The following is a 19,243-nucleotide window of genomic DNA, read 5'->3' on the forward strand; positions in this document are numbered from 1 at the left end:
TCCCGACATCGGGCCACCATCCCGCCACCACCGATCGCCCCGCCCCACCATCGACGCCCTCCAGCTCACCACTGGCAACCCCGACCCCCACCCCACCACCGGCGGCCCCGACTCACCACCGACGGCGCCCAGTTCCCGGCCCACCATCGACAACGTCCGTATCACTTCTGGAAACCCGACGGCCACCTCACCACCGATTACCTCACCGTCAACACCGATCGCCCAGCTCCTGAGTCACCACCGGCCAGCCCCGCCTCACCACCGAACGCGCCAGCCGCCACCCGAGCACCGACAACGTCCATCTCTTCACCGGCAAGCCCGGCCTCGACCTCCCAGCAAACCTCAGCCTCACCGGCAGCGGGCCGACCCTCCCGACCACCGACCACCTCGACTCCACCGACGGCGAAGCTCGCCTCGGGATCAGCGGTGTCGGGATCAGCGGTATCGGCGTCCCACCGGGCGCGCAGTCCGGCACGCAGCGAGCGGTTGCGGCTCTGGCGTCGCCTTCACGAGCGCCGATCCCCCGTCTGCGGCATCTGCCCCGGCCGCCGGTTGATCGCGCGTTCGATCGGCGACACCGGCCGTCGCGGTTTCATCGCGTGGATTGTGCCGGGTTTCTGGCGCGCTCATCGCCGCCGGTCCGCCCGGGGGATTCCCTGAAAAGGCTGGTCACTACGGGAGGGTGGCGGAGGTGGCACTCGGCGATATCCGCTGCCGCCTGGCCCGCGGGGGTCACCGGGTGGTGGCCGAGGCGATGAAGAGCAAAATCGGCGGCCAGGATAACGAAAGGAGAGCCGCTGGCCGAGGTGAAAGAAGGCAATTCGGTGAAAGAATGGAGGCAGGGTCGGCGCCCGGCGCAACCGAGACAGGGCCGGTGACCCGACGCAATGGAAGCACGGCCGGTGACCGAGACAATGGAACAGCGCCCGTGACGAAAGTAATGGAAGCAGTATCGATTGCCGAGGAACAGAAGCACGGGTGGCGGCCGAAGCAACGGAGACATGGTCGGCGGCCGAGATAACAGAAGCAGAATCGGTGAGCGAGGTGACGGAGGCGGAAGTTTCCCGCGTCGGCGGCCGGTGCCGGTTTCGCCGGTTTGGGGGTTCGACGGTTCATGTGCTTCCCGGCTGGAAATGCGGTGCGGATGCATGGTTCGCTGAGTTTGCGCAGTCGCGAAGCGCCAGGCAGAGGGAACGCAAGGCACGTCAAAACGCAAGGCACAGGGAACCCGAGGCACACCAGAACACCAGGCACAGGGAACCCGAGGCACACCAAAACTGCAGGCAGAGGGAACGCAAGGCACACCAGACTGCAGGCGGAGGGAACGCAGGACCGGCGGAGGCGAGGCAGAGGGAACGCCGAGCCGTGGTCAGGCGCCGCCGGCCACCGTCTGCTCCAGGATCTCCCGGAAGGCGCGGGCCGCCGGTGACTCCGCGCCGGCCAGCCGCTGGGCGGTGAAGATGGTCCGGCGGGGCGCGTCGTCCAGGGTGAGCAGCCGGCAGGACGCCGGGCGGCCGACCCAGACCAGGTCGGGAATCAGCGCGACGGCGTTGCCGGTCTCCACCAGGCGGATGTGGGCCTGCAGGTCGGCGGTCTCGTAGCGGACGTCCGGCTCGAAGCCGGCCCGGCGGCACAGCTGCTCGGCGAAGTGCCGGGAGGCGGCGCCGCGCGGTTCCATCACCCACGGCATCTGGCGGGCCGACTCCAGTGAGTCCACCGGGCGCAGCGAGTCCGGCTCGGCGGGCAGGGCCAGGCGGATCGCGTCGGTGCACAGGTCGCGGCGGTCCAGGCCGGGATGGTGCGGGGCGGCGTGTGCCGGGTACTGCTCGGCGATCACCATGTCGAAGTCGCGCGCCCAGGTCTCGCGCAGCGCCTCCTCCGGCTCGCGCTGGACCATCTCCACCCGCACGTCGGGGAACCGCGCCGCGGTGGCGCGCAGCGCCGCCGGCATGAACGCGAGCGCCGCGGACTGGAACACCGCCACCCGGACCCGGCCGGTGACCCGGGTCGCGGCCGCCTGCAGCCGCGCCTCGGCGCGCTCCAGGGTGTCCAGCACCTCGCCGACCGACGCGACCAGCGCCTCGGCCTGCGGGGTGAGCTGCACCCGGCGGCCGGCCTTGCGCAGCAGCACCGTGCCGGTTTCCTTCTCCAGCTGGCTCAGCTGCTGGCTGACCGCGGACGGGGTGAAGTTGAGCGCCTCGGCGACGGCGGCCAGCGTGCCGCGGATGGCCAGTTCGCGCAGCAGGATCAGGCGGCGGATTTCCAACACCGGGCACACGTTAGCTGAACTGAAGATTACCCGTCACGAACGATCGCTTTTCCTAACCGGATCACGCCACTCAAACTGTCGCTGAAACCGGAAGGAGATCCCGATGTCTGAGATCGCCGACGAGACGATCGCTCTCGTGCGTCGATGGCTGCGCGAGGCGGCGACCGTGCCGGTCGGCGGCTCCGCGGCCCAGCTGGCCGGCCTGTTGCGCGACCCCAAGGGCCTGCCGTTCGCGGTCGGCTTCGTCGACGGCGTGGTGCGGCCCGAGGACCGGCGGGTCAGCGCCCGCGCGCTGCGCGCCCTGGCCGCCGACGTGCCCGCGTTCCTGCCCGCCCACCTGCGCGCCGCGGTCAAGCTCGGTGGCGCGCTCGCCCCGGTCCTGCCGGGTGTGGTCGTCCCGGTCGCCCGGCGCGCGCTGCGTCACATGGTCGGCCACCTGATCGTCGACGCCACCGACGCCCGCCTCGGCCGGGCGATCAGGAAGATCAGGGCCCGCGGGGTACGCCTCAACGTGAACCTGCTCGGCGAGGCGGTGCTGGGCCGCGGCGAGGCGTCGAGGCGGCTGGGCGACACCGAGCGGCTGCTGGCCCGCCCGGACGTCGACTACGTGTCGATCAAGGTGTCGTCCACGGTGGCCCCGCACAACCCCTGGGCGTTCGACGAGGCCGTCACCGACATCGTAGAGAAGCTGCTCCCGCTGTTCACCCTGGCCGCGCGGACCGGCAAATTCGTCAACCTGGACATGGAGGAGTACAAGGATCTCGATCTGACGATCGCGGTCTTCACCCGCCTGCTGGACCGGCCCGACCTGCTGGCCCTGGAGGCCGGCATCGTGCTGCAGGCCTACCTGCCCGACGCGCTGAGCGCGATGATGCGGCTGCAGGTGTGGGCCGCGGCGCGGCGCGAGCGCGGCGGCGCCGGGATCAAGGTACGCCTGGTCAAGGGCGCCAACCTGCCGATGGAGCGGGTCGAGGCGGCGCTGCACGGCTGGCCGGTGGCGACCTGCGACAGCAAGCAGGCCACCGACACCAACTACAAGCGGGTGCTGGACTACGCGCTGCACCCGGACCGGATCCGCAACGTGCGGCTCGGCGTGGCCGGGCACAACCTGTTCGACGTGGCGTACGCCTGGACCCTGGCCGGCCGCCGGGAGGTGCGCGCCGGCATCGAGTTCGAGATGCTGCTCGGCATGGCCGAGGGCCAGGCCGAGGCGGTCCGCCGCGAGGTCGGCGGCCTGCTGCTCTACACGCCGGTGGTCCGCCCGGAGCAGTTCGACGTGGCGATCGCCTACCTGATCCGCCGCCTCGAGGAGGGCGCCAGCTCGGACAACTTCATGTCCGCGGTGTTCGAGCTGCACCAGGACTCCGCGCTGTTCGAGCGGGAGGAACAGCGGTTCCTCGCCTCGCTGCGCGACCTCGACGACTCGGTGCCGGCGCCGAAGCGGGTCGCCGACCGGTACGCGGCCGTGCCCCGCTCGGCGCCCGGGCGCTTCGTGAACACGCCGGACACCGACCCGGCGGTCGCCGAGAACCGCACCCGGATCCGCGCGATCCTGGATCGCGTGCCGGCCTCCCGGCTGGGCCTGGACGTCCCCTGGGTGCACGAGGAATCCGTGCTCGACGAGATGCTCGGCAAGGCCGCGGCCGCCGGCTGGGGTGGCGTGGACCGGCGGGCGGCGCTGCACCGGATCGGCGAGGCGCTGGAGCGTCACCGCGACGTCCTGCTCGAGGTGATGGCGGCCGAGGCCGGCAAGACCGTGGACCAGGCCGACCCGGAGGTGTCCGAGGCGATCGACTTCGCGCACTACTACGCCGAGCTCTCCGCGCGGCAGCCCGACGGCGCGACCCCGGTGCCGGCCCGGCTGACCCTGGTCACGCCGCCGTGGAACTTCCCGGTGGCGATCCCGGCCGGCTCCGTGCTGGCCGCCCTGGCCGCCGGATCCGCCGTCGTGCTGAAACCGGCCGGGCCGGCGCAGCGGTGCGGGACGGTGCTCGCCGGGATCCTGCGCGAGGCGCTGGCCGCGGCCGGCGCCGACCCCGACCTGGTCACGTTGCTCCAGGTGGACGAGGGCACGCTCGGCGCGCGGCTGGTCGCGCACCCGCTGGTCGACCGGGTGATCCTGACCGGGGCGTACGAGACCGCGGAGCTGTTCCGGTCGTTCCGGGCGGACCTGCCGCTGCTGGCCGAGACCAGCGGCAAGAACGCGATCATCGTGACCCCGAGCGCGGACCTGGACCTGGCGGTCAAGGACGTGGTGGCGTCCGCGTTCGGGCACGCCGGGCAGAAGTGCTCGGCCGCGTCGCTGGTCGTGCTGGTCGGCTCGGTGGCCCGTTCGCAGCGGTTCCGCACCCGGCTGCTCGACGCGGTGTCCTCGCTGGAGGTCGGCTGGCCGACCGCGCCGCGTACCCAGGTCGGACCGCTGGTCGAGCCGGCCTCCGGCAAGCTGCTCGACGGGCTGACCACGCTCGGCGCCGGGGAGACCTGGCTGTTGCCGCCGCGCCGGCTGGACGAGTCCGGGCAGCTGTGGAGCCCGGGGATCCGGGACGGCGTGCGGCGCGGGTCGGCGTACCACCGCACCGAGTACTTCGGGCCGATCCTCGGGATCATGACGGCGGCCACCCTGGACGAGGCGATCGAGGTGGTCAACGAGGTCGACTACGGGCTCACCTCGGGGCTGCACTCGCTCGACGCCGGTGAGGTGCGCACCTGGCTGGACCGGGTGCAGGCGGGCAACCTCTACGTGAACCGCGGCATCACCGGCGCCATCGTGCGACGGCAGCCGTTCGGTGGGTGGAAGCGCTCGGCGGTCGGCCCCGGCACCAAGGCCGGCGGCCCGAACTACCTGATCGGGCTCAGCGGCTGGGCGCCGGCGCCGGCGACCGTCCAGGCCGAGATCGACCACCCGTCCGTGCGCGCCCTGCTCGACGCCGCCGCGTCCGTGCTGACCGGCGCGGAACTCGCCGTGGCCCGGCGCGCCGCGGGCAGTGACGCGGCTGCCTGGGCGGCCGAGTTCGGCCGGTCCCGGGACGTGTCCGCGCTCGGCGTCGAACGCAACGTGCTGCGTTACCTGCCCACGCCGGTGACCGTGCGGCTGTCCGCCGGCGCGCCGGTCGCCGACCTGGTCCGGGTGCTGGCCGCCGGGCTGCGGGCCGGCGCCCCGGTCCGGGTGTCGGTCGCCGCGCAGCTGCCCGCGGCCCTGGCGGCGCACTGCCCCGGGCTGGTCGTGGAGTCCGACGCGGTGTTCGCGGCCGGGCTCGCCGGCGCCGGGCGGGTGCGGCTGATCGGCGGCTCGGCGGCGGAGCTGGCCGCCGCCACCGGCGGGCGGCCCGACCTGGCGGTCTGGTCCGGTCCGGTGGTCGAGGCCGGCCGGGTGGAGCTGCTGCCGTTCCTGCGTGAGCAGGCGGTCAGCATCACCGCCCACCGGTTCGGCAACCCCCTGCCGATGGCCGCCGAGGTGCTGTGACGGTCAGACGATCGTGAAACCGGGCGGGAGGGCCGCCCGCCCGGTCAGCGCGCGCAGCAGCGGCACCCCGCCGCCGACCGCCAGGGCGGTCCGGGACGCGAGCCGGACCGCCTCGGCCACCGTCTCCACCGGCAGGTCGTAGGGCAGCCCGCTCGCGGCGGACGCGTCCAGCCCGTGCACGACCAGCTCGAACGTGCGTGTCGGGAGCCAGTCCCGCACCCGCATCCCGCCGACCGGCGTGACCACCACGTCGTCGTCGCCGGCCCGGGACAGCGCCTCGGTGGCCCGGCCGATCAGTGTGCTGACCTGATCGGCCGGCTGCTCGCCGAGCGCCTTCCCGGCCGCCCGGGCGTCGTCGGTGGCGGCGGCGCGGGCGGCCGCGACCGAGTCCGCCGGGGCCGACCGGGCGTACGCGAAATATCCCTCCGGCGTCGCGACGTCCACCCGCGGGGCGTGCGTCGCGAGCACCTCGGGCACCTGGCGCAGCGCCGAGCTCACCGTGTGCCCGAGCAGGTCACGCAGCGTCCACCCGTCCAGCGCCGGCGCGTCCAGGCGGTCCGGCGGGAGGGCGGCGACCAGGCCGGCGTACGCGATGGCGGCGGATCGGAAGGTGCGGCGGAAATCCATCTCACCAATCTGCCAGATCCGCCCGCGGCGGAAAGGTCGCGATCTCGGCGCTCCAGGCGTCGGCCGCGCGCCGCAGGGTCTCCTCGGTGACCTCCAGGCGGATCCGGTGCACCCGGTCCAGGCCGGCGCCGGGCAGCCAGGGCGGCAGCGTCTCGTGCGAGAACGCCACCTCCAGCCGGTGCAGGCCGGGCTCCGAGGGCAGCTGGCGGAACGCCACGGTCGGCTCGATGAACCGCAGCTCGTCGTAGTCGGACCGGCCGTGCAGCCAGTCGACCAGCTCGATGCTCTCCGCGACGGTCAGGCACGGGCTGTCGATCTGCCAGGTGTGCCCGTCGCAACCGGCGGCCGCGACCGACACCACCAGCCAGTCCTCGGCCGGGTCGCCGGGCGCCGCGTCGGCCTCGTAGCGCAGCGGCCGCATCCGCAACCAGCCACCGGTCTCCGAAGCGATCTGCATGACATCATTCTCCCCGCCCCGCGCGATCACCGGATAGCCTTCGCCGGTGCTGCTACCCCTTCCTCCCGGCGACTTCCAGGCCTACCTGTTCGACTGCGACGGCACCATCACCGACTCGATGCCGGTGCACTACCGTGCCTGGCTGGCGGCGCTGGCCGAGTGGGAGTGCGACTTCCCGGAGGAGCTGTTCTACGCCTGGGGCGGCCGCCCGGTCGCCGACATCGTGGCCGAGCTGAACATCCGGCACGGCCTGGCGATGCCGGTCACGGCCGTGGCGCGGCGGCAGGAGGCGCTGTTCCGGGCCGCGCTGGGCACGGTCCAGGCGGTGCCCGGCGTGCTCGCGCACATTCGGGAGGCGTACCAGCGGGTGCCGTTCGCGGTGGTCTCCGGCAGCACCCGGGAGTCGGTGGTCGCGTCGCTGGAGGCGCTCGGGCTGCTGGCGCACTTCCCGGTGCTGGTCTGCGCCGAGGACTACGCGCGGCCGAAACCGGATCCGGAGGCGTACCTGACCGGCGCCCGGCTGCTCGGCGTCGACCCGGCGAAGTGTCTGGTCTTCGAGGACACCGAGCTGGGCGTGCGGGCGGCGCAGGCGGCCGGGATGGCGTACGTGCGGGTGCCGCCACCGTGGGAGCGCTGAGATTTCGTTAAGGTCGTCGGCATGACCGCCGGCTTCCAGGACGTACCCCCGACCACACTCGCCGACCTGCTCGGCCGCGACCAGGTGATGGACGCCGGGATCCGGCCGCTCTGGACGCCGGTGCCCCGGGTGGCCGGACCGGCGTACCCGGTGCGCTGCCCGCCCGGCGACAACCTGATGCTGCACGCGGCGATCTACCGCGCCGCGCCCGGCTCGGTGATCGTCGTCGAGTCCGGCGACCTGGACTACGCGCTGGCCGGCGGCAACGTGTGCGCGGTGGCGCACCGGCGCGGCATCGCCGCGTTCGTCCTGGACGGGTTGATCCGCGACCTCGGCGAGGTGCGCGCGATCGGCTTCCCGGTCTTCGCCCGGGGCGTCATCCCGATCCCCGGGACGAAGACCCGGCTCGGCACGCACGGCGTGCCGGTCCGGTGCGGCGGCGTCACGGTACGCCCGGACGACGTGGTCGTGGCCGACGAGGAGGGCGTCGTGGTGGTGCCCGCCGCCGGTCACGCCGAGACGCTGGCGGCCGCCCGGGCGAAACTGGCCGACGAGGCCGCCACCTCGCTCGACGACTGGGAGCGGGCACACCGGGCCCGCGTCGAGCAGGCCCTCGCCGCGCACGGCTTCCCCGGCTGACCCGGCTCACCAGCGGTTGCGGGTCTCCTCGGCCCAGCCGGTCAGGCCGTCCAGATCGATCCTGTGGCCGTCGGCGGCGCGCGCCCAGCCGGCGAACCGGCCGAAGCACTGGTGCGTCTCGCCGGCCAGCAGGCCCAGACCGGTCCGCGCCACCCGCTCGTGGAACGGCTGGAACGACACGTCCACCCCGGGACCGGTGATCCGCCACGGCTTGAGCCGGTCGGCACGGTCGTACTCCCAGCGCAGGTCGGAACCGATCTTGTGCAGGCGGCCGTCCTCGAACACCCCGTTCTCGGTGGTGCCGGTGCCGTCGGTCCACGTTCCGCCCAGCTGGATCGCCCGGCCCTCACCCGCGCCGGCCGCCCAGTTCCAGGTCGCCGAGTACGGCCACCGCCCCCGCCCGTGGTCCAGCGTCGCGTACGACCCCTGGGCCGGAACGGCGTGCTCGACCCCGCGCACCACCAGCCGGCCGTGGACCGGACGGCCGACGTCCTTCACCGTGTACTGGAAGCGGGTGCGGCTCCAGGCGACCACGACACCGAGCGAGTCCCGGTCCTCGACCACCGGCATGGTGAGGTCCACCTCGAGGTCACGGGCGCTGGCGCGGAGGGTGGTGGCGTCCGGGGCCTGGTCGATGGCGATGGTGACGCCGCCGCCGGACGCCGACACCCGCCCCGACCCGCTGCGGTCGGGAAGCACCACGCCGCGGGCGAGCGGGACCGTCGCGTCCACCGCGAGCTCCCGGCCGCTGACCCGGTCGAGCAGGTAGAGGCCGTGCACCCCGGCATAGTCCAGGGACGCCACCACCACGCCGAGGATGTGCGCGGGGGTGACCACACCCCAGTACTCCCAGCGCTTGTTGCGGCCCCAGCCGGGCAGGTTCGCCCGGTGCAGCGGCCGGCGGCTCCAGCCGACGGCCGCCGGGTTGAGACGGCCGTCCGGCAGGCAGAGATCGACCGGCTCGGTGATCTGGATCTCGTGGGTCACGGCCGCAGGTTACCGCCGAGTCACCCCGGTGTCCCACCCGGACGGCCGATGATCATTCCATCGTGGACCGTCGCGGCCTCCCACGCCGGCCACGGCCGGGTCCGGTGCCGACCATGGCCGCCGCGGCCGCAGCCGGTTCCGGCCGGGGCGCTCGTGCCGATCGCCCCGGCCCCGCGATCCGGGCGCGGCGGCCCACGGTCCGCTCGTCACGGTCCGCGGCCCCGGTCGTCACGGTTTGCGGCTCAGTCGCCACGGCGCGCGGCCCGGTCGCGGCGGCCCACGGTCCGCTCGTCACGGTCCGCCGCCCCGGTCGTCACGGTTTGCGGCTCAGTCGCCACGGCCCGCGGCCCGGTCGCCGCGGCCCTCCCGCCCGGCAACGCGGTGATCCTCCACTCCGGACCGTTTTACCCGGCCCGATCCGCAGGGCCACCGACCGCGCCCGGTCCACGAGCGCGGGGCGTCCGGCACGTTGCGGTACACCGGTTCGCCGAAGTGATTTCCGGCTCGTTACCATCCGCCCGGAAACCTTGCCTTTCATACATGCTCATCAATAATGAGCGCCATGAGAACAGCCGAAGCAGGAGCTACCGGGCACCGCGGCACGGATTCTCATCCGGCGGCGCAGCCCCGCCCACCCGACCGCAGCACACCCGCAGCCACCCGCATCCGCCCACCCGGCGCCACCCCGGCCACCGCCCGCACACACCCACAGCACCGCACCGCTTCCGGAACCACCCGGGTCCGGTCAGCCCGCACCGCTCCGGCAACCGCCCGCACACACCCACAGCACCGCACCACTCCCGCAGCTGCCCGCATCCGCCCACCCGGTGTCTCGCTCGGGCCGGATCGGTCGCGTGCGGCGAGGCGGGTGATGCCATGACGCCGGCAGCCCACCCAGCCGCGAAACCGGAACCATCCGCCGACCCGCGGTCACCAGCTCCCCGAACCAGCCGCACCCGCCCACCCGGCCGCGACGACACCCGGCCCGGAGGCCGGAAAACCACGCGGTGGCCGGCCACCGCCAGACCGTTCCACACCAACCCTTTCCGATACGACCTGATGCTTCCGCCCAGCGACCAAGCCCCACCCCGGCCGCATCCGCACCCCGCACACCCCGGCCCCGCGACGCCCGCCCACAAGGCCCCCGCCCGCGGCACCGCCGAGCGCGCCGCCCCCAACCGCATCGCGGCTCCCATCCGCACCGCCGCCGAGCGCGCAGCTCCCATCGACCTCATCGCTCCCATCGGCATCGCGGCTCCCATCCGCATCGCCACCGAGCGCGCGGCTCCCATCGACCTCACCGCTCCCATCGACCTCACCGCTCCCATCGGCATCGCGGCTCCCATCCGCACCGCCGCCGAGCGCGCCGCGCCCACCCGCAACGCCGCCATCCGCGCGAGCGCGGTCCCCGTCGCCACCCGCACGTCCTGTGTCCGCGGCACCGCCACCCACGCGACCGCCGACCTCGCCGCCACCCGCAGCGTCGCGGCCATCCGCGCGACCGCAGCCCCGGTTCCACCGCACGGCGCGACTCCCGCACTCCCGGCGGGCCCGGCGACCTCCGCCCCGCTGCCGCCGCACCCGGCTCCCACCCTGGCCCGGGAGATCCCCGCTGCCGCCACGGCTGCGGAGAACCCGCACACCGCAGCGCGCACCCACCACCGGAACACCGCCCCGGCCGAGGAGATCCCCGCTGCCGCCGTGGCCCCGCAGAAGCCCTACACCGCAGCGCGCACCCACCACCGGAACACCGCCCCGGCCGAGGAGATCCCGGCCGCCGCCGTGGCCCGGGAGAATCCCCACACCACAGCACACACCCACCACCGGAACACCGCCCCGGCCCGGAAGACCGCCGCTGACGCCAGTCCGCACACCTCAGCGTCCACCGGTCACCCGGCTCACACCGGCGCGCCGACCGGACCTGCCACTCGTGCCGCTGCGCCCGCCGGCCACCTCGCGCACGCCGCGCGCCGAGCCGGCGCTGCGGGCGTTCGCCCTCCGGCGCGGCCGGGGACGGGACTTGCCCGTACCGGGAAAATCGAGCCGCGGGCCGCGAGCGGTGGCCGCCACCCGGCGCCGAGCCTCGCCGCGGCGGCACACCGCCCACGCCGCGCCGTCAGGTCTCCCGCCGGCGCCGGTGGCCACCCGGCCCGCCCGCCACCGTCGAAGCAGCGGTGCACTCGGCAGAACCACGGATGTCACCGGCGCCGCCGCGACGCCGATCGGACGCGGCGGCGCCGACCGAACACAGCACCGCAGGCCTAACACAGCACCGCCGGTCGGACGCGCGGCGGCGTCCGTCAGACGCGGCGGCGTCCGTCAGACGCGGCGGTGCCGGTCGGACGCGGCGGTGCCGGTGTGATCAAGATCCACTCTGGTTGTGGGAGCGGCTGATGCGGGTAATGGTGGGGGAACATGCCGATTCCAGAGGAGCGTTCGCATGCCCTCAGTACCCACGATCGAACTCAACAACGGGATCACCATGCCGCAGGTCGGCTATGGCGTCTTCCAGATCCCGGAGGACGAAACCACGCGAGCGGTGACCGTCGCGCTGGAGGCCGGCTACCGCAGCATCGACACGGCTTCGGCCTACGGCAACGAGGCCGGTGTCGGCGCCGCGTTGAAGGCCTCCGGGATCCCGCGTGACGAGCTGTTCGTCACCACCAAGCTGTGGAACACCGACCAGGGCTACGACAGCACGCTGCGGGCCTTCGACGCCAGCCTGGCCCGGCTCGGCCTGGAGCAGCTCGACCTCTACCTGATCCACTGGCCGACCCCGAAGCAGGGCAAGTACCTGGACACCTGGCGGGCACTGGAGAAGATCTACCAGGAGGGCCGGGTCCGCGCCATCGGCGTCTCCAACTTCCTGCCCGAGCACCTGCAGGCGGTCGCCGATCTGGGCGGCACCATCCCCGCGGTGAACCAGATCGAGGTGCACCCGGCGCTGCAACAGCGCGCGGTCCAGGAGGCGGACCAGAAGCTGGGCGTGGTGACCGAGGCGTGGAGCCCGCTCGCCCAGGCCGGCGTGCTGGACAACCCGGCGGTGACCGCGATCGCCGAGGCGCACGGGCGCACCCCGGCGCAGGTGGTGCTGCGCTGGCACCTCCAGCAGGGCCGGGTGATCATCCCGAAGTCGGCGACCCCGTCCCGGATCCGGGAGAACCTGGACCTGTTCGGCTTCGAGCTGACCGCCGAGCAGATCAGCGCGATCGACGCCCTGGAGAGCGACGGCCGTATCGGCCCGCACCCGGACTTCTTCAACTAGCCGGGGCCCCGCCGGAGCGCCGGCCGCGCCTCCACGGCCGGCGCTCGGCTCTACCGCGGCCGGCGCAACCGCTTCCCGGGGACGGTGCAGCGGGCCCCGGCCGCCGAAGCACGTGAGGCCGGCAACCGACCCAGCACCCCACCGACATACCCCCGCGAACCGGCAACCCCGCCGCCCGCGCACGCAGCGGACCGGCAACCAGCCCAGCACCCCCACCACCGACACACCCCACGGACCGGCAACGCCACCACCGGCGCACGCAGCGGACCGACAACGAGCCCGGCACGCCCACCGCCGACACCCCACGAAGCAACAACCTCGCCACCGGCGCACGCAGCGGACCGGCAACCAGCCCGGCACGCCCACCGCCGACACCCCACGAAGCAACAACCTCGCCACCGGCGCACGCAGCGGACCGACAACCAGCCCAGCACCCCCACCGCCGACGCACCTTACGGATCGGCAAGCAGCTCAGCATCTCCACCACCGACACCCCGCGAACCAACAACCTCGCCACCGGCGACGCGGTGCGGGCATCCGGTCAGTGGGCGGGGAGGAGGTCGAGGGCGGCCTGCCAGGTGAAGGGCTGGGCGGGATCGGTGAGCCGGACGCCGGCCGTGCGCAGCAGATCGAGGTGCGCGGCGAAGGCGGGATGGGCGGCCAGCGCGGGTTTCACGTGCACGGCGGCGACGATCGGGACCGTTCCGCCCAGGTACTCGTTGAGCAGGCCGACGGCCAGATTGTCGTTGACTCCGGTGGCCCACTTGTTCAGCGTGTTGAAGGTGGCCGGGGCGACGAGGACCGCGTCCGGCGCGAGATCGGGCCACGGCTCGTCGGGCCGGGGCATCCGGTGCAGCACGGGGCGGCCGGTGCGCTCGGCGACACCGGCCAGGAACGGCCAGCTCGCGGCGGTCGGCGTGGCGAGCACGGTGACCTGCCAGCGGGCGGCGTGCAGCAGGTCGACGAGTTCCCCGATCCGCCGCAGCGGGGTGGCCGCGCAGGTCACCAGGAGCAGTTCACGGCGGGTGGCGGTGTCGGTCACGCACGGCAGGCTAGACCACAGGCGACGCTCAGGCGGCTCACAACCGGGCGCGTCACAGTGGGGACACGTTCACCGGCACCCCGGAGGTAAGTGATGGGTCTCCTCGGCATCATCGGCCTGGCCCTGCTGATCGTGCAATTCCTGCTGCTCGCCCGGGCGGTGCTGGACTGGAGCATGGTGCTGGCCGGCCCAGCCGTGCCCGGCTCGTTCCGCTCCCGGCTCTCCGGCGGCGTCCACGCGGCCACCGAGCCGATCCTGGCCCCGGTCCGCCGGGTGATCCCGCCGCTGCGCGCCGGTGGTGTCTCCATCGACCTGGCGTTCATCATCGTGTTCTTCGCGGTCACGGTCCTGCGCAGCCTGATCTGATCGGTGCCGGTGCCGGCATCTGCGAGCGAGGGGGCGAGACCACGCGTCCCGGGGTCAGCGTCGGCCCCACATCCTAGGACCGAGACCGAACTTCCCTGGACCCAACTCTCCCGGACCGAACTCTTCCCCGGACCGGGCTCCGTCCCGGGACCGATCTTCTCGGCCGGGGTTCCCTCCCCGGACCGACCTTCGAGGCCCGGGCTCCCTCCCCGGACCGACCTTCGAGGCCCGGGCTCCCTCCCCGGACCGACCTTCTCGGCCCGGGCTCCCTTCCCGCACCGAGCTCCCCCTCGGACCTAACTTCTTCCTCGGCCCGGAGTCCTTCCCCCGACAGAGCTACTCCCCCGGACGGAGACCGAGGTTCCCCCGAGCCGAGACCGAGCCTCCCCCGGGCCGAGAGCGAGCCTCCTCCCAGGAGCAGCACCGAGCCGTTCCCCAGACCGCGGTCAAGCCCCCTCCGGAGCAGCGCCGAACCTCTCCAAGGCCAGGCGCCAAGCCCCTCCTGGAACAGCACCGAACCCCCGGGAAAGGCCGGCGCCAAGCCGCACGCCCAAGACCAGCGTCAAGCCGCACGTCCTGGGACCAGCGCCAAGCCGCACGCCCTAAGACCAGCGTCAAGCCGCACATCTCGGCACCAGCGCCGAGCCGCACACGCTGGGACCGCGCCACCACGGGTCCCAGGACCGACGCCGACCGACGCATCCTGGGAACGACACCAACCGACGCGCCGGGACCGCGTTCCTACCGGGTCTCCCGTGGTGCACGGCCGCGGAACGCGGAGCGGTGAGTAGGCGCCGCAGTTCTCCCGGCATCCGCTCGGCGGATGCCACTCGCGCCGGTCAGAGCAACGTGGAGATCGAGTCTCCCAGGCTGCCGTCCAGGGGCGTGCTCACCTCGCAGAACCGCCACCTCTTGTCCGTACCGCGAATCAGCGAGATCCGGACCGTGGTCGCCTTCAACTCCGGCAGATACGCCAGCACCTGCGTCTTGGCGCCGGTCTTGCGCGGGGTCACCGCCTCGGCCGGGCGGCTCACCTGGATGTCGAGGCTCACCTGGTCGCCGAACGGCGCCGAGGTGGCCGACGGGGACGGTGACGGCCAGCGCAGCCCGGTCACGACCGGGGTGGACGTCGTGACGTAGGCGCCCTGGTTGACCAGGGACCGCGTCTCCGCGATCAGCTGGTTGGCAGCGGCGCAGCCGGGTGCGGCGACGTTGACGACCAGGGCCGGGTCGGGGTTGGCGATCAGCCACTGGCCGTACTTGATCAGGGAGCCGACGACGACGGGCAGGTTCGTGCCGGTGTTCGCCAGGCTCGGCGCCGGGTTGCTGGCGGCGACCGGGGTCTGCACGAACGTGCTGACCGGACCGGGTATCACGGTCGGTGCCGGGGACACCGAGGTGGTGGTCGAGCCGAACGCGGTACACCCGGCCAGACCGCAGGCCGAGGCGAGAGCGGCGGTCAGCCGCAGGGCACGACGGGGGGTCGGTTGCATGGGGATTCCTCCGGGGTACGACGTTGCGCGGAGAGTCCCGTCGGTTCCGGAGCCGCCGGCTTGAGGAATCGTCGGCGGGAATCCGCGGCGCGCCGGTGACCCGGGCCGGGGCGCTCGGCGGGGATCGTACGTTCACGGGGCGACAGACTGCTGGCGTCCTGACCGGTACCGGTCAGGACGCGGCTGGTTCCCAGAGCAGGAGCTGGCGGTGCTGGCTGAAGCCGTTGCGCAGGTAGAAGCCGACCGCGCGGCGGCCGGAATGGACGGTCACGTGCGACAGGCGCCGGGTACGGGCCTCGGCCAGGATCGCAGCCATCAGCGCGGTGCCCATGCCCTGGTTACGGTACTGCTCACGGACCATGACCGATGGGACGTCGCCGTAGCGCCGGTCCAGCGAGTCGTTGCGCGGCACCCGTTCCGCGACGAGCAGCCAGGCGGCGGCGACCACGCCACCCTCGACCTCGGCGACGAACGGCAGATGCGTCTCGGCATGGGCAGCCACCCACTCGGCGTACGCCGCCAACCTGTCCGGTTCGATGTCCTGCAGCTCCGCGAGCGCCGCCACATCCGCGGCGTCGGCCATCCGCACGATCACCGGCGCAGTGTAGCCGGGTACGAGATCCACCGCTGTCTCGTCGGCGTCAGGGAAGGCCGTGGCCGGATGCCAGGGAGCCACTCACACTGAAGGCGGGTCCCAAGGCCGCCGCGAAAGCGGTCACGCTCAGCGGCGTCGCCGGACTTGTCGAGCGCTGTCCGGCGGTTGCTCGGCGACGACTCGAAGCACCCCGGATATCGCGGAGCGCGACACGCCGGATAACGCCGATTCGAGTTTCGGGCAACGGCTCTTCTTGCAGCGGTGGAAAGTTCGGATCGCACTGACCCATACGTCATTGCCCGTTTTGGATTTCCCCTCACAGATGACGACCAGCAGCATCACCAGCCTTCGTTCCGGCAGCCGAAGGTTCAGCTTCTCATGCAATGGAGATTGGCATGATCAAATACTGACTTGGGCACGGCGGCGAGCGGGATAATTGAGGCATGGGGCAGTTGTCGCTGTTCAGCAGAATGGACCTCGCGGGGATGCGGGACCGGGCCGGTTCGCGGAATTATTCACCGGCTTGCGACGCGTTTCGTCGTGAGCATGAGCGTCGGCGCTTGTGGGGTTTGCGGCGCCGTCATGCCGAGAAGTTGCGGCGCGTGGGCACCGCGCCGCTGACCGCGCCCGCCGGCAGGGGTGACCTGACCTGCCCGGCGATCACGGCTTCGCCCGCAGTGGGTTCGGCCCCGCTCCCGGTCACCCCGGTCTCCGCTTCGCCCGTGGCAGAACCGATCTCACCATCGCTGACCCCGGCCCCCGCTCCGTCCCCGGCAGACTCGACCTCACCACCCGCCGTCCCTGCTCCACCAACAGCGGACTCCACCTCACCACCGGCCCCCGCCTCACCAACAGCAGATCCCGCCCCAGCACCCGCCGCGCTCGCCCCCAACAGCGGACTCCACCTCACCACCCGCCCCTACCCCACCAACAGCAGACCCCGCCCCACCACCCGCCGCCCTCGCCCCGCCAACGGCAGACCCCGCCGCACCACGCGCCGCCCCCGCCCCACCAACGGCAAAGCCGGCGTCAGGACCAGCCGTTGCGGCTCCCGGTTCACCAACGGAGGGCTCGACCTCACAGCCGCCGGAGCCGGCCTCGCGAACAACGGACTCGGCGTCAGCTCGGGCTGTGCAACCCCGGTGGGGATCCCGTGCTCCCGAGGCCGGCTCCACCCTCCCGGGCGTCGATTGCGAGCCGGCGATGCGTGCCGATTCCGCCTCGGCGGCGCGCGCCAATTTCGAATCCGCGGCGTGCACCGGTTCCGGCCACGGGGCGGGGCGCGCGAACGGCTTCAGCTCAGGCGCGGTCAGCCGCATCGATCGTTGTGGGCACATCACCTGAGCCGCGCCCGGTTTCTGGCACGCCGTCAAATGCCGGCTCCGCCGGGGGCCGATTTTCCCGAATAAGGTTGGCCGCTGCGGGATGATGGTCGAGGTGGCACTCAGCCATATTCGGCGCCGCCGGGCCTGCGGTGGTCACCGGGTGGTGGTCGAGGAGATAAAAAAGGAATTCCTGAGTACCGTCGAGCCTGCCTCCATCAGCGGGTGGTGGTCGCGGCCATGAGAAACGACATTTCTGGGCATCGCCGAGCCCGCGTCCACCAGCAGATAGCGGCGGCGTCCAAGAAAGAACCACATTCCGAGGCACCGCCGAGCCCGCGCCCGCCAGCGGATGGTGACCGCGGCGGTGAGAGGCCAGATTCCTGGGTACCGTCGGTCGATTTTGGTTCGCTGTTATCGGTGGGTGGTGGCTCACGTGCCTTTCCGGTGGGCATGTGGTTGCGGGCGTCATCCGCCGGCATCGCCACGAGCAGGGGTGGTGCGCGAAGGCGTTGTCATCGGCCGGATGAGTGCATAGCGGCCGGATTCGATCACCAGCACGCGCCCCGGCCCATCTTCGCGGTGGCCGCCTGGCCGCCGAGGTCGCCGGCGTCCGGCGACCGGGCGCCGCCAGTGTCCGGCAACCCAACACCACCGGCGCCCCGACAACCCGACACCGCCACTGCCCGGCAACCCGACACCACCGGCGCCCCGACAAACCGACACCGCCACTGCCCGGCAACCTGCCACCGTCGGCGCCCCGACAACCGACACCGCCACTGCCCGGCAACCCAACACCACCGGCGCCCCGACAACCCGACACCGCCACTGCGCGGCAACCCGACACCGCCAGCGCCCGACAACCGGGCTCAGCGCACCTGCTTGGCGCTGAACTGCATGCGCGGCGCGGCGTAGGACTCCTGGGCCTGCACCAACTGGAGTTCGCGCTCGCCGGATCGGTAGGTGGTCTCGATCAGGTCGAAGACGCTGGAGGCCGTGCGTTCCAGCGACAGCGCCGCGTCCCTGGTTGCGACGTAATGGGCGGTGAACAGGGCCGCCGTGACGTCACCGGAGCCGTTGACCTTGAACGGCAGGTACGGGGTGCTGACCAGCCAGGCGCCGGCGTTGTCCACGACCAGCATCTCGATCACCCCTTCCTCCCGGTCGGGCCGCTCCACGCTCGTCACCAGCACCGTCGATGGGCCCATGTCGCGGGCGAGGTCGGCCGAGGCGAGCGTGGAGTCGATGCTCGCCGGCTCGGTGCCGGTCAGGTATCCCAGCTCGAACTGGTTCGGGGTGATGATGTCGGCGACCGGCACGACCCGGTCCCGCAGCAGGTCGGGGATCTCCGGTGCGACGAAACATCCGGACTTGGCGTTGCCCATGACCGGGTCGCAGGCGTAGAGCGCGGAGGGGTTCGCGGCCTTCACCCGGCGCACGGCGTCGATGATGACGTCGCCGATGCCGACTCCGCCCTGATATCCGGACAGCACGACGTCGATCTGCGGGAACACCCCGCGCTCCTCCACGCCGAGGAGGATCTCGGCCACATCCGATGGCGGGATGAGCGGCCCCCGCCAGGCGCCGTAGCCGGTGTGGTTGGAGAAGTTCACCGTGGGGACCGGAACGACCTCGACACCGATGCGCTGCAACGGGAACACGGCCGCGGAGTTGCCGACATGGCCGTGGGCGACCGCCGACTGGATGGACAGAACCTTCATCGCCTCAGCTTAGATACCCGGCCGGGGCCGGCGTGGGCGCGGAGTCCCGGGACCCACGGATCAGGGGCCGGTCATCCGGGCGTCCGGGCCGAGGACGGCCGGGACGGGAACAAAACCGGCCGGGTCGCCCGCGACGTCCCAGGGGCGACGGCCGGCGAGGCGCAACCGGCGCCGGCCGGCACCCGATGCGGTGCCGGTTTCGAAACGACCGCGCGGGAAGCGCGGCACGCCCAACGGAAAAGACGGCACGACCGCAGCACTCACGTAACACACCGCACGACCCCGAGGAACGCACGGCACAACCCACGCAGGGCACCGCAACGAACCGCGGGAGGCGTCATGCGCCGCCGGGCAGCGCCG

Annotated in this window: 15 protein-coding genes; 5 read left to right on the forward strand and 10 right to left on the reverse strand. The window is 72.8% G+C overall.

The features are described from left to right. Positions 1-1,369: 1,369 nt before the first annotated feature. The gene (locus ACTEI_RS22695; RefSeq protein ID WP_122982342.1) at positions 1,370-2,269 is read right to left on the reverse strand and encodes a LysR substrate-binding domain-containing protein; all 900 of its coding nucleotides are present in this window, start codon (positions 2,267-2,269) and stop codon (positions 1,370-1,372) included. A 103-nt stretch (positions 2,270-2,372) separates the two neighbouring features. Here ACTEI_RS22695 and ACTEI_RS22700 point away from each other — a divergent pair, with 103 nt between their 5' ends. Further along, positions 2,373-5,732: a proline dehydrogenase family protein gene (locus ACTEI_RS22700; protein ID WP_122979496.1), complete on the forward strand. Its 3,360-nt coding sequence runs from the start codon at positions 2,373-2,375 to the stop codon at positions 5,730-5,732. A gap of 3 nt (positions 5,733-5,735) precedes the next feature. Here ACTEI_RS22700 and ACTEI_RS22705 read toward each other — a convergent pair whose 3' ends face one another. Beyond that, entirely contained in the window at positions 5,736-6,359 is a 624-nt protein-coding gene (locus ACTEI_RS22705) for a maleylpyruvate isomerase family mycothiol-dependent enzyme (protein WP_122979497.1), read from the reverse strand. A 1-nt stretch (position 6,360) separates the two neighbouring features. After that, positions 6,361-6,816, reverse strand: a complete 456-nt coding sequence (locus tag ACTEI_RS22710; protein WP_122979498.1) for a WapI family immunity protein — start codon at positions 6,814-6,816, stop codon at positions 6,361-6,363. Positions 6,817-6,862: 46 nt separating this feature from the next. Here ACTEI_RS22710 and ACTEI_RS22715 point away from each other — a divergent pair, with 46 nt between their 5' ends. Continuing rightward, on the forward strand, positions 6,863-7,453 hold the full coding sequence (locus tag ACTEI_RS22715; RefSeq protein WP_122979499.1) for an HAD family hydrolase: 591 nt from the start codon (positions 6,863-6,865) through the stop codon (positions 7,451-7,453). A 21-nt stretch (positions 7,454-7,474) separates the two neighbouring features. Then, positions 7,475-8,092: an RraA family protein gene (locus tag ACTEI_RS22720; protein ID WP_122979500.1), complete on the forward strand. Its 618-nt coding sequence runs from the start codon at positions 7,475-7,477 to the stop codon at positions 8,090-8,092. 6 nt (positions 8,093-8,098) lie between these two features. On the opposite strand, the gene ACTEI_RS22725 is transcribed toward ACTEI_RS22720, so the two are convergent. Continuing rightward, positions 8,099-9,079 (reverse strand): DUF2804 domain-containing protein, encoded by a 981-nt coding sequence (locus ACTEI_RS22725; protein WP_122979501.1) that lies wholly within the window; start codon positions 9,077-9,079, stop codon positions 8,099-8,101. Positions 9,080-11,519: 2,440 nt separating this feature from the next. Here ACTEI_RS22725 and ACTEI_RS22735 point away from each other — a divergent pair. Next, positions 11,520-12,344: an aldo/keto reductase gene (locus tag ACTEI_RS22735; RefSeq protein ID WP_122979503.1), complete on the forward strand. Its 825-nt coding sequence runs from the start codon at positions 11,520-11,522 to the stop codon at positions 12,342-12,344. 541 nt (positions 12,345-12,885) lie between these two features. Here the strand turns inward: ACTEI_RS22735 and ACTEI_RS22740 are convergent. Continuing rightward, positions 12,886-13,386: a flavoprotein gene (locus ACTEI_RS22740; protein WP_164466045.1), complete on the reverse strand. Its 501-nt coding sequence runs from the start codon at positions 13,384-13,386 to the stop codon at positions 12,886-12,888. Between the two features lie 93 nt (positions 13,387-13,479). Here ACTEI_RS22740 and ACTEI_RS22745 point away from each other — a divergent pair, with 93 nt between their 5' ends. Further along, positions 13,480-13,752, forward strand: a complete 273-nt coding sequence (locus ACTEI_RS22745) for a YggT family protein (RefSeq protein WP_122979505.1) — start codon at positions 13,480-13,482, stop codon at positions 13,750-13,752. An 839-nt stretch (positions 13,753-14,591) separates the two neighbouring features. On the opposite strand, the gene ACTEI_RS22750 is transcribed toward ACTEI_RS22745, so the two are convergent. From ACTEI_RS22750 to ACTEI_RS37265, 5 genes are all read right to left on the reverse strand, one after another. Next, positions 14,592-15,245, reverse strand: a complete 654-nt coding sequence (locus tag ACTEI_RS22750; protein ID WP_122979506.1) for a hypothetical protein — start codon at positions 15,243-15,245, stop codon at positions 14,592-14,594. Between the two features lie 172 nt (positions 15,246-15,417). Then, positions 15,418-15,840, reverse strand: coding sequence for a GNAT family N-acetyltransferase (locus tag ACTEI_RS22755; protein ID WP_239082473.1), 423 nt, complete (start codon positions 15,838-15,840; stop codon positions 15,418-15,420). A 1,478-nt stretch (positions 15,841-17,318) separates the two neighbouring features. After that, positions 17,319-17,480 carry a hypothetical protein gene (locus ACTEI_RS37260; protein ID WP_164466047.1) on the reverse strand — a complete coding sequence of 54 codons (162 nt, stop codon included), beginning with the start codon at positions 17,478-17,480 and terminating at the stop codon, positions 17,319-17,321. A 551-nt stretch (positions 17,481-18,031) separates the two neighbouring features. Continuing rightward, complete coding sequence (gene pdxY / locus ACTEI_RS22760; RefSeq protein ID WP_122979507.1) at positions 18,032-18,883, reverse strand: pyridoxal kinase PdxY; 852 nt, start codon at positions 18,881-18,883, stop codon at positions 18,032-18,034. 60 nt (positions 18,884-18,943) lie between these two features. After that, positions 18,944-19,147, reverse strand: coding sequence for a hypothetical protein (locus ACTEI_RS37265; RefSeq protein WP_145830888.1), 204 nt, complete (start codon positions 19,145-19,147; stop codon positions 18,944-18,946). Positions 19,148-19,243 lie beyond the last annotated feature (96 nt).

The sequence above is a fragment of the Actinoplanes teichomyceticus ATCC 31121 genome, assembly GCF_003711105.1.
GTDB lineage: Bacteria > Actinomycetota > Actinomycetes > Mycobacteriales > Micromonosporaceae > Actinoplanes > Actinoplanes teichomyceticus.

Bases quoted from the DNA above. Each gene is read 5' to 3' on its own strand.
- ACTEI_RS22700 (WP_122979496.1), top strand. From the start codon at position 2,373: ATGTCTGAGATCGCCGACGAGACGATCGCTCTCGTGCGTCGATGGCTG.
- ACTEI_RS22705 (WP_122979497.1), bottom strand. From the start codon at position 6,359: ATGGATTTCCGCCGCACCTTCCGATCCGCCGCCATCGCGTACGCCGGC.
- ACTEI_RS22710 (WP_122979498.1), bottom strand. From the start codon at position 6,816: ATGCAGATCGCTTCGGAGACCGGTGGCTGGTTGCGGATGCGGCCGCTG.
- ACTEI_RS22720 (WP_122979500.1), top strand. From the start codon at position 7,475: ATGACCGCCGGCTTCCAGGACGTACCCCCGACCACACTCGCCGACCTG.
- ACTEI_RS22735 (WP_122979503.1), top strand. From the start codon at position 11,520: ATGCCCTCAGTACCCACGATCGAACTCAACAACGGGATCACCATGCCG.
- ACTEI_RS22745 (WP_122979505.1), top strand. From the start codon at position 13,480: ATGGGTCTCCTCGGCATCATCGGCCTGGCCCTGCTGATCGTGCAATTC.
- ACTEI_RS22750 (WP_122979506.1), bottom strand. From the start codon at position 15,245: ATGCAACCGACCCCCCGTCGTGCCCTGCGGCTGACCGCCGCTCTCGCC.
- ACTEI_RS37260 (WP_164466047.1), bottom strand. From the start codon at position 17,480: ATGTGGTTCTTTCTTGGACGCCGCCGCTATCTGCTGGTGGACGCGGGC.
- pdxY (WP_122979507.1), bottom strand. From the start codon at position 18,883: ATGAAGGTTCTGTCCATCCAGTCGGCGGTCGCCCACGGCCATGTCGGC.